The 12305-nt window shown below is 67.3% G+C and carries 13 protein-coding genes; 6 read left to right on the forward strand and 7 right to left on the reverse strand.

Features of this window, described 5'->3' with window-relative positions:
* Window positions 1-5 precede the first annotated feature (5 nt).
* Together PSR88_RS27215 and PSR88_RS27220 are read left to right on the forward strand one after the other, a co-directional pair.
* A complete protein-coding gene (locus tag PSR88_RS27215; protein ID WP_016883673.1) occupies window positions 6-1277 on the forward strand; it encodes a zinc metalloprotease in 1272 nt (423 codons plus the stop codon).
* Window positions 1278-1393: 116 nt separating this feature from the next.
* Window positions 1394-1762 carry a hypothetical protein gene (locus PSR88_RS27220; protein ID WP_009478367.1) on the forward strand — a complete coding sequence of 123 codons (369 nt, stop codon included), beginning with the start codon at window positions 1394-1396 and terminating at the stop codon, window positions 1760-1762.
* 4 nt (window positions 1763-1766) lie between these two features.
* Here PSR88_RS27220 and PSR88_RS27225 read toward each other — a convergent pair whose 3' ends face one another.
* Genes PSR88_RS27225 through PSR88_RS27245 form a run of 5 tightly spaced genes read right to left on the reverse strand, consistent with a single transcriptional unit; the run spans window position 1767 to window position 7890 of the window.
* Window positions 1767-2372 carry a hypothetical protein gene (locus tag PSR88_RS27225; RefSeq protein ID WP_016883672.1) on the reverse strand — a complete coding sequence of 202 codons (606 nt, stop codon included), beginning with the start codon at window positions 2370-2372 and terminating at the stop codon, window positions 1767-1769.
* Between the two features lie 49 nt (window positions 2373-2421).
* The gene (locus PSR88_RS27230) at window positions 2422-4107 is read right to left on the reverse strand and encodes an ABC transporter family substrate-binding protein (RefSeq protein WP_016883671.1); all 1686 of its coding nucleotides are present in this window, start codon (window positions 4105-4107) and stop codon (window positions 2422-2424) included.
* Between the two features lie 29 nt (window positions 4108-4136).
* Window positions 4137-5993, reverse strand: a complete 1857-nt coding sequence (locus PSR88_RS27235) for a dipeptide ABC transporter ATP-binding protein (RefSeq protein ID WP_016883670.1) — start codon at window positions 5991-5993, stop codon at window positions 4137-4139.
* Window positions 5990-6916, reverse strand: coding sequence for an ABC transporter permease (locus PSR88_RS27240; RefSeq protein WP_016883669.1), 927 nt, complete (start codon window positions 6914-6916; stop codon window positions 5990-5992). Before PSR88_RS27240 ends, PSR88_RS27235 begins: the two co-directional genes overlap by 4 nt.
* Window positions 6913-7890: an ABC transporter permease gene (locus tag PSR88_RS27245; protein ID WP_016883668.1), complete on the reverse strand. Its 978-nt coding sequence runs from the start codon at window positions 7888-7890 to the stop codon at window positions 6913-6915. Before PSR88_RS27245 ends, PSR88_RS27240 begins: the two co-directional genes overlap by 4 nt.
* A gap of 137 nt (window positions 7891-8027) precedes the next feature.
* Here PSR88_RS27245 and PSR88_RS27250 point away from each other — a divergent pair, with 137 nt between their 5' ends.
* A complete protein-coding gene (locus PSR88_RS27250; protein WP_016883667.1) occupies window positions 8028-8801 on the forward strand; it encodes an alpha/beta hydrolase family protein in 774 nt (257 codons plus the stop codon).
* A 40-nt stretch (window positions 8802-8841) separates the two neighbouring features.
* On the opposite strand, the gene PSR88_RS27255 is transcribed toward PSR88_RS27250, so the two are convergent.
* Window positions 8842-8967 carry a hypothetical protein gene (locus tag PSR88_RS27255; protein WP_005257351.1) on the reverse strand — a complete coding sequence of 42 codons (126 nt, stop codon included), beginning with the start codon at window positions 8965-8967 and terminating at the stop codon, window positions 8842-8844.
* 138 nt (window positions 8968-9105) lie between these two features.
* Here PSR88_RS27255 and PSR88_RS27260 point away from each other — a divergent pair, with 138 nt between their 5' ends.
* Entirely contained in the window at window positions 9106-9402 is a 297-nt protein-coding gene (locus tag PSR88_RS27260) for a SelT/SelW/SelH family protein (RefSeq protein ID WP_009478374.1), read from the forward strand.
* A 2-nt stretch (window positions 9403-9404) separates the two neighbouring features.
* Here the strand turns inward: PSR88_RS27260 and PSR88_RS27265 are convergent, their stop codons facing one another.
* A complete protein-coding gene (locus PSR88_RS27265; protein ID WP_016883666.1) occupies window positions 9405-10796 on the reverse strand; it encodes a WS/DGAT/MGAT family O-acyltransferase in 1392 nt (463 codons plus the stop codon).
* Window positions 10797-11131: 335 nt separating this feature from the next.
* On the opposite strand from PSR88_RS27265, the gene PSR88_RS27270 reads away from it, so the two are divergent.
* Window positions 11132-11803, forward strand: a complete 672-nt coding sequence (locus tag PSR88_RS27270) for a type 1 glutamine amidotransferase (RefSeq protein WP_016883665.1) — start codon at window positions 11132-11134, stop codon at window positions 11801-11803.
* Between the two features lie 96 nt (window positions 11804-11899).
* Window positions 11900-12304: a VOC family protein gene (locus PSR88_RS27275; protein WP_029539545.1), complete on the forward strand. Its 405-nt coding sequence runs from the start codon at window positions 11900-11902 to the stop codon at window positions 12302-12304.
* Window position 12305: the final 1 nt, after the last annotated feature.

The following is a 12305-nucleotide window of genomic DNA, read 5'->3' on the forward strand; positions in this document are numbered from 1 at the left end:
ACGCCATGAGCACCAACGAATCAGCGATCGATCTGCCCACGCAGCGCACCTGCGGGGCGATGGACGTGCACCGCCGGTTGTTGACCGAGTCGGAGTCGTATCGCATCGCCCGATCGGAGATCGAGAACCAGACCATCGACCTGGAATCGCTGCAGTCGATCGCCGCTCGCGGCGTCGCACGGATTCCGGTCGTCGTTCACGTCGTGTGGAAGGCTGCGGCGCAGAACATCTCCGACGCGCAGATCGAGAGCCAGATCGAGGTGCTCAACAAGGATTTCCGGGCCACCAACGACGACGTGGACACCGTTCCGTCCGTGTTCGAGCATCTGGTCGGCGACGCGGGAATCGAGTTCTACCTCGCCGACACGGATCCGGACGGACGGGCGACGAACGGAATCAACCGAGCTGCAACCGAAGTCGATGCGTTCGATCAGAACGACGGCGTCAAATCCGCGGAGACCGGCGGCGCCGATCCGTGGCCGACACAGAGATACCTGAACATCTGGGTCTGTGCGCTCGGCGGTGGTCTGCTCGGCTACGCGCAGTTCCCCGGCGGTCCGGTCGCCACCGACGGCGTCGTGATCACCTACACCGCGTTCGGGACGACGGGCACCGCACGGGCCCCGTTCAACCTCGGGCGCACCGCGACCCACGAGATCGGGCACTACTTCAACCTGTTCCACATCTGGGGTGACGACGGCACCGGGTGCCGGGGCTCCGACGAGGTCGGCGACACCCCCAATCAGGGCGGGCAGAACGTCGGGATGCCGCGATTCCCGCACATCACTTGCGGGAACGGCCCCCACGGCGACCTGTTCATGGATTACATGGACTACACGGACGACGCCGGGATGGTGATGTTCACCAAGGGGCAGGGCGCGCGGATGGGAGCGTGCCTCGACGGCGTCCGGAAGCAGTTGTGGACCGGGCGGCCCGGGGGAACGGAGTCCGCCGCGTCCGCGCTGGTTTCCCGAAGTGCCGCGGGACGATGGCGGCACTCGTTCGAGGAGGACCACGACGGCGTCCGCGTGTACAGGCCCGCCGGATTCGACTTCCCGCGCGCGAGGGGGCGTGGCGGTATCGAATTCCGGCCGGACGGCTCGTTCGTCGACTGGGTGATCGGCCGGGGAGACGCCGACGAACCACGTGAAGGCACGTGGGTGCCCGCCGAGGACGGGCGGCTCGAGGTCACCACGGCGGCGGGCGACTTGCGCACCGTCCGGGTGGTGCGGCTCGAGGAGGACCGTCTCGAATTGGACGTGGGTGACGCCTCCTGACCCTGGCGGTGGGAGGTACCCGCGGGGATATAATTCTCTGACCTGGTATTCACACTCAGTGACGCGGTTCCGCCGTACTCGGGGAGACGGATTGGCGCGCCCCGAAAGGAATTCCGATGTCTACTCGACAAGTGGTGGGCCGGTTGGGTGCAGTGATCGCCGTGGCAGGCGCACTGTCGTTCGCAGTGCCCTCGGCCGTCTCCGCGGCGCCCTTCATCCCCGGCTCGATGTCGACCTGCGCCCCCGGCGCGTGGCTGACGTTCAACGCGGAGCGGGTCGCGCCCGACCGGATCCGGTACACCACCGCCGCGCCGCTCGCGCAGTGGAACGGCGCCGTCGTGCAGTTCACGAACCTCACCACCGGGTTCCGGGGTGTCGCGTTCGTCAACGACCCGGTTCCCGCCGCCGTGGGGTTCGGCCCCGTGCTGAGCGAGATCGCCGGACTGCTGCCGTGCTTCGTCAGCGCGGGCGTCACCATGTCCTGACCCCTCAGCTGGGGTCGGAGCCGCGGACGGCCGCCAACCACACCGCGACGGCCGCCGCCACACACGTCGCGCCGGCGAACGTCGGCAGCCCACCGCCCGCGACGTAGACCCACAATGCCCCGACGAACGGCGCCGCGACCGCGAATTGGGCGTCGAGGACGAGCCGGCGGACCGGCCGAGCGGCCGTCCGTGCGCGCACCGGACCGTCCGGATCCGGACGCGACGGGTTGTCGATCAACCGCCCGGCCGGCTCCGAGCGACGCGCTCGACCGGAGGGGAGCAGTCGACGGTTTTCCCAGACGACGACACGGCGACGCCCCACGCAGTGGAGGGTCGCCGCGGTCGGGGTCGGCAGGGTGATCAGGACGGGATCGAAGAACACCGGAATCCACAGTGAACCCGGTTCCTCACGAACCTCGATCCAGGACCTGCTGGTCAGCCGATGCTGCTGGCGGACCCGGTGCACCGTGGCAGGGCGCCCCGGCTCCGACCCCGAACGGGTGGCAGCGAACCATGTGTGGCCGGTGACACCGAGCACCGTCGCCGCGACCACGACCAGTGCACTGAGCTGATCGGCGTCGGCGACGACGGCGAACGCGCCGCACACCACCAGCGCACACGCGCCGACGGCAACGGGGTAGCGGACGGCCGCGAACCCGCTAATTCAGGAAGCCGATCTTCGTGTAGTCGTAGGACGCGAGTCCGGCGGCGCCGAAGTTCGCCAGGTTGTCGCGCACCGCGACATTGCCCGGCGCCTGCACCAGCGGCAGCGAGAACCCCTCCTCGAACACCGCGGTGTCCACCTCGTTGGCCAGTTCGATCGCCTTCTGCGGGTCGAGTTCCGAGATCGTCCGCTCGATCAGCGCGTTCAGTTCGGGCGAACCGATCCGGCCGTAATTGCCCTGCAGGTCGTCGGGGTTGTACGCGTAGATCTGGGGCAGGCCGCTGAGCGGGAACGGGTCACCCACCCAGGAGAATTGGGCGATGTCGAAGTCGCCGGGCTGGATGACATCGGTGAAGAATCCGGTGCCGCCGCGGGTGTCGATGTTCAGTTTGACGCCGATCTGCGCGAGGTTCTGCTGAAGGATCTGTGCGATCTGAACCCAGGTGGTCGACTGGTACATGACGTCGCGGATCTCGAGCCTGCGCCCGTCCTTTTCCCGGAACTCGCCGTCGAGTGTCCAGCCGAGTTCGTCGAGCCGCCTCGCGGCCTCCTCGGGGTCGTAGGAGACGGCTGCGCTGTTGTCCTGGTAGCCCTCCTGACCGTTGAGGTAGACGTGGTTGTTCAGCGGCTGGGGATCGTCGACCAGACCGTTCTGGATCGCGGTCGCGATGCCCTGCCGGTCGATGCCCTTGGACAGCGCCACCCGCAACTCCGGATCGGCGAGGATCGATCCCTCCGCGCCGTTGAACGTGATGTGCGAGAACTGGTTTCCCGGCGCCCGGCGGATCGCGATTCCCTCCGAACCCTGTGCGGTCTTCACCTCGTCGATGGTGCCCAGTCCGGACGCGTCGATCTCGTTGTTCTGCAGAGCGGGAATGCGCGCGGCGTCGTCGAGCACGCTGTAGGTGATGGTGTCGAGTTTCGGGGTGTCACCCCACCACGCGGGGTTGCGGCCCAGTGTGATTCGGTTCTGCGCCCTGTCGATCGACGCGATCCGGAACGGTCCCGACGTCAGCGTGACCCCGTCGCGCAGACTCTCGTTGAACGCCTCGGGGGTCGCGGTCACCGACTTCGGGTAGAGCATCGAATTGCCCGCGAACTGGCCCTTCCACTCGGCGTACGGCTCGGCGAACGTGATCACCGCCTGACGGTCGTCGACGCCGCGCTCGACCCTGTCCACCCGCTCGAACCCGGACGTGTTCGCGATCAGGAAGTCCTTGTTCTCACCGCTGAGTGCCGCGGCCTGGGACTGGATGTCCGCCCACGTGATCGGGGTGCCGTCGGACCACACCGCCCTCGGGTCGATCGTGTACGTGACCTGCTGGGGGTCGGTGCCGGTGAGCGCGACGTCGGTGAAGTAGTCGTGGTTCACCGACAGCGCTCCCGAGGCGTCGGTGCTGAACGCGCGGGGCATCATCGGCTTCAGCATGGCGCCGATCTCGGTGTCGTTGCCGTCGTTGGACAGCGTGTTGAAGTTCGGGGGGAAGCCCGACAACGCCAACCGCAGGTTTCCGCCGTCGCGCAGCTCGCTGGGGTCGTGCGGGTTGATGTCGTTGGTGGTGCCGATCGATCCGGATCCGGCCTCGACATCACCGGTATCCGAACCGCCGCAGCCACCGAGAACGAGTCCGATGGCCAGGATCGATACCGCGAGGCGGGTGCGCGCCGAACGAATCCTCATGGGGTGCCCTTCCTCGAAGTTCGCTGACGCTAGTGTGCCAAAAACGTCGGATCCGGAACGGGAATTGCCTCGAGGAGCGCCCGGGTGTACTCGTGCTGCGGATTCTCGAAAATCGTCTGCGCGGCCCCCGACTCGACGATCCTGCCCCGGTACATCACCGCGACGTCGTGTGCGATGTTGCGGACCACCGACAGGTCGTGGGAGACGAACAGGTACGACATGCCCCGCTGCTCCTGAAGATCGCGCAGGAGGTTGAGCACCCCGGCCTGGATCGAGACGTCGAGCGACGACACCGGCTCGTCCAGGATCAGCAGTTCCGGGTCGAGTGCGAGCGCCCGGGCGATGCTGATCCGCTGCTTCTGGCCGCCCGAGAAATCCGCCGGATAGCGGTCGGCGTGCTCGCGGCGCAACCCGACGAGGTCGAGTAACTCCGGTACCCGGCGGCCGACCTCCTCACGCCTGCGGCCGTCCAGCCGGAGTGGCTCGGCGAGAACGTCGAACACCGGCAGCCGGGGGTCCAGTGACGCCGTCGGATCCTGGAAGACGACCGCCATCTTGCGCCGGATCGCGCGCCTCTCGGGTGGGCTCAGCGCCGCGACGTCGGCGCCCAGCACCGCGATCGAACCGGATTCCGGCGCGGCCAGGTCGAGAATCTGCGTCAACGTGGTCGATTTGCCCGAACCGGATTCACCCACCAGCGCCAGCGTGCGGCCGGCCCGGATGTCGAAGCTGATGCCGTCGACCGCCCGGATCTCGCCCCGCTTGCGGCGGAACACCAGACCGCTGGTGATCGGATACGTCTTCACCAGATCGGTCACCTGCAACACCACCCGGTGTTCGGGTGCCGCCTCCGCGGTGGGGGCGGGTGCCGGCTGGTCCCGCCGATACGCCGTGAACAGGTCTCGGGTGCCCGTCTCGTCGACGCGGATGCACGCAGTCTGATGACCGGGTCCGGTCGAGACGAGTTCCGGCTCGGCGAGCAGGCAGGCGTCCACCGCGAGCGGGCAGCGCGGCGCGAACGTGCAGCCCGGTGGCAGCGAATGCAACGCGGGCGGGGCACCGGCGATCGAGACCAGGCGGCTCCGGATCGGTGCATCCATCCGCGGCACCGACACGAGCAGCCCTGCGGTGTAGGGCATTCGGGGTTCGGCGAACAGTTCGCGCACCGGCGCCGACTCCACCACCCGGCCCGCGTACATCACCACCACGCGGTCGGCCAGCGTCGCGGCGATGCCCATGTCGTGGGTGATCATCACGACGCCGGCGCCGGTGAGGTCGCGGGCCTTGCGCAGCAGGTTCAGGATCTGCGCCTGCACGGTCACGTCGAGGGCGGTGGTCGGTTCGTCGCAGATGATCAGCGCAGGGTCGTTGGCGATGGCGATGGCGATCACGACGCGCTGGCGCATGCCGCCGGAGAACTCGTGGGGAAAGGCCTTGGCGCGCACCGCCGGATCGGGTATCCCTACCAGGTCGAGGAGCTCGACGGCACGCTGCGCGGCATCCTTCTTGTTGCTCGCCCTACCGTGGACGAGCAGCGCCTCGGCGATCTGGTCACCGACCCGGTACACCGGCGTCAACGCGGACAGCGGGTCCTGGAACACCATGCTGACCGTCTTCCCGCGCAGCGCCGACAGCTCCTTGTCGCCCATGCCCAGCAACTCGCGGCCCTGCAACCGGATGGAGCCGGTGACGCGCGCATGCTCGGGCAGCAAACCCATCACGGCGAGCGACGCCACCGACTTGCCCGAACCCGACTCACCCACGATGGCCAGCACCTCGCCGTCGGAGACGCCGTAGCCGACGCCGCGGACCGCCTCGATGCGGCCCTCCTCGCTGGGAAAGCTGACCCGCAGGTCCTCGATCTCGAGCAGCGGTTGCCCGGTCACCGCTTCACCTTCTTCTTCCGCTTGCCGGACCGGGCGCGCGTCGAGCTGGGGTCGACCGCGTCACGCAGACCGTCGCCCACCAGGTTCGCCGACAGCACGGTGATCACCAGCAGTCCGCCCGCGAACAGGAACAGCCACGGGTAGGTGAGGGCGGATTCGGTGCCGTCGGCGATCAACGACCCCAGGGAGATGTCCGGTTTCTGGACGCCGAACCCGAGGAAACTGAGCCCGGTCTCGGCGAGGATCGCGGCACCGACGTTCAGGGTCGCGTCGATGATCAGAATCGACGCGATGTTCGGGACGATGTGGCTCGTGATGATCTTGTGCGTGGGGGCGCCCATGTACCGGGCCGCCTGGACGAATTCCCGCTCGCGCAGGCTCAGCGTCATTCCCCGGACCATCCGGGCGGTGATCATCCAGCCGAACACCGCCAGCAGCAGGATCAGCAGGACGATCGAACTCGAGGACTTCAGCCGCGGAGTGAACACGGCGATGATGATGAAGCTGGGAACGACGAGCAGCAGGTCGACCAGCCACATGATCACCCGATCCGGCCAGCCGCCGACATACCCCGCCAGGGCACCGACGAGCGCCGCGATGGCCGTGGAGAAGATCGCGACGCAGATCCCGATGATCAGTGACTTCTGCAGCCCGCGCAGCGTCTGGGCGAGAACGTCCTGGCCGATCTGGTTGGTGCCGAACGGATGTTCGGCGCTGGGCGGCTGCAGCAGCGCGGTGTAGTCGAGTTGCTGATAGTCGTAGGGGAGCAGGTGCGGTCCGACGAAGCTGCCCACGAACAGCAACACCAGGAGGCACACCCCGGCGATGGCGGGCTTGTTCCGGAGAAACCGCCGCCACAACAGGGTCCGGCGACCGACGGCCGACACCGCCGCATCGGTGGACGCGATCTGGATCTCGGTCACCCGACACGCACCCTCGGGTCGAGCGCCGCGTACACCACGTCCGAGAGGAGTCCCGACAACAGCACGATCAGCCCGGTGAACGACGTGATCGCCACGACGATGTTGGTGTCCTGATTGTCGATGCCGATCACGATCCACTCGCCGATCCCGTGCCAGCCGAAGATCGTCTCGGTGAACGTCGCTCCGACGACCAGCGCCCCGAATCCGTAGGCGAACAGTGTCGCCATCGGGATCAGTGCCGTCCGGAGCCCGTGCTTGAGCAGTGCCGCCCGCCGGGTCAGTCCCTTCGCCCGCGCGGTCCGGATGAAGTCGCTTCCCAGAACGTCGAGCATCGCGTTGCGTTGGTACCGGCTGTAACCGGCGATGCTGCCCAGCGCCAGCGCGATGGTCGGCAGCACGAGATGCTGCACGCGGTCGACGAACTGCGGCCAGAACCCGGTGATCGTGCTGGCCGAGGACTCGCCGGTGTACAGGAAGATCTGGTTGCCGGTGGCCGAGTTGATCTGGAGAGCACCGTATTTCAGCAGGGTCGCGACGAGGAACACCGGCGCACTGAGAATCAGCAGCGACACGACGGTGCTGAAATAGTCACTGAACTTGTACTGCCGGATCGCACCGGCGGCGCCGATCAGCACACCCACTACCGCTCCGATGACGGAACCGAGGATCAGCAACCGCATGCTCACCAGGATCCGGCGACCCAGCTCGTCCGACACCGGCTGACCCGTGATGGTGGTGCCGAAGTCGCCGTGGACCACACCGCCCAGCCAGTTCGCGTACCGCACCGGGATCGGATCGTCCAGATGCAGTTCGGCGGCCTTCGCGTCGATCACCGATTGCGGTGGCCGCGGATTGCGCTGCTCCAGGCTGTCGAGCGGACGGAACGTGAGCGAGGCGAGACTGAACGTCAGGAACGACGCCAGCAGCAACAGCACCACGTAGTTGAGCGCTCGTCGTAGCAGGAAGCCGGCCATCCGTCCCCCTCGCAACTAGGGCTCAGGCTTGAAATTATAGGAGCGTGGCGTCGGACGTCAGCTCGTCTCGGCGAAACCGGTGTCGGGTCGGAGATCGCCGCCAGGCACGTCGCGTCCCCGCTTGTTAGCGTGGCGGGGTGATACTTCGTGCCGGGTCCGCCGAACCGCTGACGCGGCGCACGGCACACCTCACGACGTACGAGGAGCACGCGGTGACCGTCCCGCGCTCCGGCGATCGTGCGCTGGTCGCGGTGCCGTGCGGAGTGGCGCCGTCGGCGGTCGTGTACTACCTGCACGGGCGGACGGGGGATGAGAGGTCGATCAACGACCGCGCCGGCCTGCGGGACGGCCTGCTGGACGCCGGCTACCTGGTCGCCAGCCCGTACCTGCACGGCGACCAGTGGGGTAACCGGCCGGCGCAGGACGCGGTGGTCGCGCTGGACGAGTGGGTGTCGCATCGGTGGCCGGTGACACGCCGCTTCCTGATCGGCGAATCGATGGGCGGCAACGCCGCTGCCAACGCCGTGCGCCTGCGGGAGGTCGCGTGGGACGGCGTTGTGTTCATCGCTCCGTCGCTGTCGCTGCGCGCGGTGTGGGAACGGGGCGAACACGGACGCGACACCGTGCGGGACGCCTTCCGTGTGTCCGCGGACGGGCACGACCTCGAACCGAAGACCGAGCGCTGGGACGCCGTCCGGCACGAGCCGGGAGACTATGCCGGAGTGCCGATTCGGGTGTACGCGTCGCGGGAGGACGAGGTGGCGAACATCGCCGGCGTCACGGGACCGTGGGTCGAGATGCTCCGCCGCGGCGGAGGCGCAGTCGAGTTCGTCGAGGTGAGCGGACCGCACGTCTCGGAAGACCACTTCCGCACCGCGGAGGTCGTGGAGTTCTTCGGATCGATCCGGTGAACGTGGGGAGGCCTTCTCGGCGAAGACCTCCCCCCCGTGGTCAGGCCTCGGTGCGGTGCGTGGTGTCCAGGCGGAAGATGTTGGTGAAGAAGTCCTTGACGGCCTGGATCTTCTCGTTGGTCAGCTCGATGGCGTGGCGACGCGATTCTTCGAGCGCGGTGGACATGGCGGCTTCCTTTCGTCGAGGTGGCACAGCATGGCGATCGACAGTCTGCCTCAGGATGCTGACGTACGCATGACGAACAGGTGTCCTCCGCGCAACTCGAACCGCAAGCGGGGGAGCACGTTCGGTTAACCTGGCACGATGACGACGAGCAGCGCAGACGGCCGGGTCGCGATCACTTACTGCACACAGTGCCAGTGGCTGTTGCGTGCGGCGTGGATGGCGCAGGAACTACTCGGCACGTTCGGGCAGGAACTCGGTGAGGTCGCGCTGGTCCCCGGCACCGGCGGGGTCTTCCGCATCACCGTCGACGACGAACTGATCTGGGACCGCAAGGAGCAGGGCGGCTTCCCCGACATCACCGTGCTCAAGCAATTGGTCCGGGACCGGGTGGCACCCGACCGCCACCTCGGCCACAGCGACCGTAAGAGTCCCTAGGGTCAGATTCCGACCGCGCGCTCGAGGGCGCGCAGTTCGTGCCCCAGCCGGGCGGGGATCGACTTCAGGTCGGGCACCGCGCTGCGGCAGCCGGTGACCCCGAACGAGATGATGTCGTCGTTGCTGGTGCAGGTGATGTTCAGGCCCTGGCCGTCGACGGGCACCGACAGCGGGTAGATCGCGTCGAGTCGCGCACCGTTCCAGTACAGCGGCGAGCTGGGGCCCGGAACGTTGGAGATGATGAGGTTGAACGGCGGACGCACCCGCGAGTTGTGTCCGAACAGCATGCTCGCGCCGATCGGTGCCGCGCCGAGAGCGCTCATCGCGAGGATCTGCGTGGCACTCATCGTTTCGTACGCCTCCTTGCCCTCGCGCATCGACGTCCGGATGGTGTCGAGGCGATCCGCCGGATCGGCGAGGTGGGTGCCGAGGTTGCACATGAGCACCCCGATGTTGTTGCCGTTCGACGCCTCGCGCTGGCTCTTCAGCGACACCGGCACCATCGCGATCAGCGGTTCGGCGGGCAGCGCGTTCTGATCCTCGAGGTAGCTGCGGAGCGCTCCCGAGGACATCGCGAGCACGACGTCGTTGATGGTGGTGTCGGACAGTTTGGCGACCAGCCGGAGACGTTCGAGCGGCCACGACTGCGCCGCGAACTGGCGGGCACCGGTGATCGGCACGTTGAACGGGGTCTTGGGTGCGGACAGGGCGAGCGGGCCGCCCTGGTCGCGGAAGGCGCGGGACACGGTGCCGGCGAGCGCGGGCACGAGCCCGGCGACCTCACCGACGGTGTCGCGGGCGGCGCGGAACGTGGAACCGGCCAGACCCGACAGGCTGAACGCCTTCGACGGCGTCCGCTGCGGCCGCGGTCCCCGCGGCTGCCACGGTGCCGGCACGTCCCGATCCTCGGAGTTCTCGCTGAGCGCGTTGCGCAGCATCTTCATCGCGGTGACGCCGTCGGCGACCGCGTGGTGGATCTTGGTGTAGACGGCGAACCGTCCGTCGCTCAGTCCCTCGATGAGGTGCATCTCCCACAGCGGGCGGCTGCGGTCGAGCAGCGATCCGTGCAGCCGCGAGCACAGTGCCATCAGCTCGGCCTCGCCTCCAGGGGCGGGCAGCGCGTCGTGCCGGATGTGGTGACCGAGGTCGATGTCGTCGACCGTCTCCCAGCTCCACTGACCGAGCGTCGAGAAGGACCGGTGGGCTCGCTTGGCGAGGCGGGGCGTGACGATTCCGCCGCCGTCGGCGAGCGCGCGGTCGAGCATCGCGCGCATGTCGTAGGTGTCGGCGCCTTCCGGGAGCTGGAAGATCTCCACGCCGCCGACATGCATCGGGTGCTCACGAGACTCGCCGAGAAGGAACATCGAGTCGAGAGGGGACATGGGGAGCGGCATCTGAGGCCCTTTCCATCCCGTAGACGACTTCCCGGATCGCGGGAGGGCTCGTCTGTGGTCTGAGGTAACGGGAGATGGTGAAGTTCCGTTTGTCAGGGACCACCACCGGATAACTAATTGATATGGGACTGGTCACGAAAGCGTGACGCCCGTATTTGTACAGGTTTCCCGTGAGCCATGCCACTAGACAAGCGTCCAGTTCGGACGGTGTCATTCGGGTGGTGTACACCGAACATGAACTCCGTGTGAACATCCGAATTTTGTGCACTCAGTGCGGAATTCGCGAATCCTGGCCTGCATAGGGCCGAAAGTCCCTACTCGGTAAGAATTGTGGCATGAACAAGCACTGGGCGGTTGTAAAGCACGTGCCGTTCGAAGGACCGGCACTCGTCGGTACTTTGCTGGCGGAGCGGGGAATTCGCTACACCGAGTACCCCATGTACCGAGAATCCGAACTGCCGGACTTTCGCGACATCGGCGGACTCGTGGTGATGGGCGGTCCGATGGGCGCACTCGATGACGTTACCCACCCGCAACTTCCGCGAGAGCGAAACTTCATCAAAGAATCTGTGGACGCCGGACTCCCGATGCTGGGAATCTGCCTCGGCGCCCAGCTTCTCGCCGCCTCGTTCGGCAGCGTGATCCGCCGGGGGCCGACGCCGGAGAACGGCGCCGGGACGGTCACCGTGTCCGAGGACGGGACGCGGGATCCCGTGTTCGGTTCGGTCGGTGCCGAGGTGTCCGTCGTCCACTGGCACGGCGACACCTTCGACCTCCCCGACGGCGCGGTCCGGCTGGCGAGCAGTCACCTCTACGAGAATCAGGCGTTCGCGATCGGCCGCCGCGCGTACGGGTTGCAGTTCCACGTCGAACTGACCCGCGCGCAGCTGCCGGAGATGCAGGCTCACATGCCGCCGGACACCGCCCCGTCGGGGGAACACATGGACGACGTGGAAGCGGCCGGGCGGATCATGATCGGCTCGTTCCTCGACCTCGCCGAGAGCTGAGAGGATCGGGCGAGCGGACGCCGATGAGTTTTGCGCACCGCTGCGGTCTGTATCGATGACCTTCCGCACTGGGCGGAACCCGAGAAGGAGAATCACATGTCCCGGATGCTCTTCGTGAACCTGCCGATCAAGAACCTCGACGCGACCAAGACGTTCTTCGGCGGACTCGGCTTCGAGTTCAACCCCACGTTCAGCGACGATTCCTGCACCGCCATGGTGATCAACGAGCACACGTCCGTGATGCTCCTCGTCGAGTCCCGGTTCACGGACTTCATCGAGGGCGGCATCTGCGACACGTCCAAGTCCGTCGAGGCCCTGATGTGTATCTCGGCCGACAGCCGCGAGGAAGTCGACAGCCTCGTCGACAAGGCCCTCGCCACCGGCGGAACGGCGTGGGGCAAGCTCCAGGACGAGGGCTTCATGTACGGACGCGCGTTCCGCGACCTGGACGGTCACGTCTGGGAGGTCATGTGGATGGATCCCGCCGCCGTGCCGGCGTAGG

The sequence above is a fragment of the Rhodococcus sp. DK176 genome (assembly GCF_038447315.2).
Lineage (GTDB): Bacteria > Actinomycetota > Actinomycetes > Mycobacteriales > Mycobacteriaceae > Rhodococcus_F > Rhodococcus_F jostii_A.

What these genes read in the sequence shown, in the direction of transcription:
- PSR88_RS27215 (WP_016883673.1), top strand. Translation starts at nt 6, where the DNA reads ATGAGCACCAACGAATCAGCGATCGATCTGCCCACGCAGCGCACCTGC.
- PSR88_RS27220 (WP_009478367.1), top strand. Translation starts at nt 1,394, where the DNA reads ATGTCTACTCGACAAGTGGTGGGCCGGTTGGGTGCAGTGATCGCCGTG.
- PSR88_RS27230 (WP_016883671.1), bottom strand. Translation starts at nt 4,107, where the DNA reads ATGAGGATTCGTTCGGCGCGCACCCGCCTCGCGGTATCGATCCTGGCC.
- PSR88_RS27245 (WP_016883668.1), bottom strand. Translation starts at nt 7,890, where the DNA reads ATGGCCGGCTTCCTGCTACGACGAGCGCTCAACTACGTGGTGCTGTTG.
- PSR88_RS27255 (WP_005257351.1), bottom strand. Translation starts at nt 8,967, where the DNA reads ATGTCCACCGCGCTCGAAGAATCGCGTCGCCACGCCATCGAGCTGACC.
- PSR88_RS27260 (WP_009478374.1), top strand. Translation starts at nt 9,106, where the DNA reads ATGACGACGAGCAGCGCAGACGGCCGGGTCGCGATCACTTACTGCACA.
- PSR88_RS27265 (WP_016883666.1), bottom strand. Translation starts at nt 10,796, where the DNA reads ATGCCGCTCCCCATGTCCCCTCTCGACTCGATGTTCCTTCTCGGCGAG.
- PSR88_RS27270 (WP_016883665.1), top strand. Translation starts at nt 11,132, where the DNA reads ATGAACAAGCACTGGGCGGTTGTAAAGCACGTGCCGTTCGAAGGACCG.
- PSR88_RS27275 (WP_029539545.1), top strand. Translation starts at nt 11,900, where the DNA reads ATGTCCCGGATGCTCTTCGTGAACCTGCCGATCAAGAACCTCGACGCG.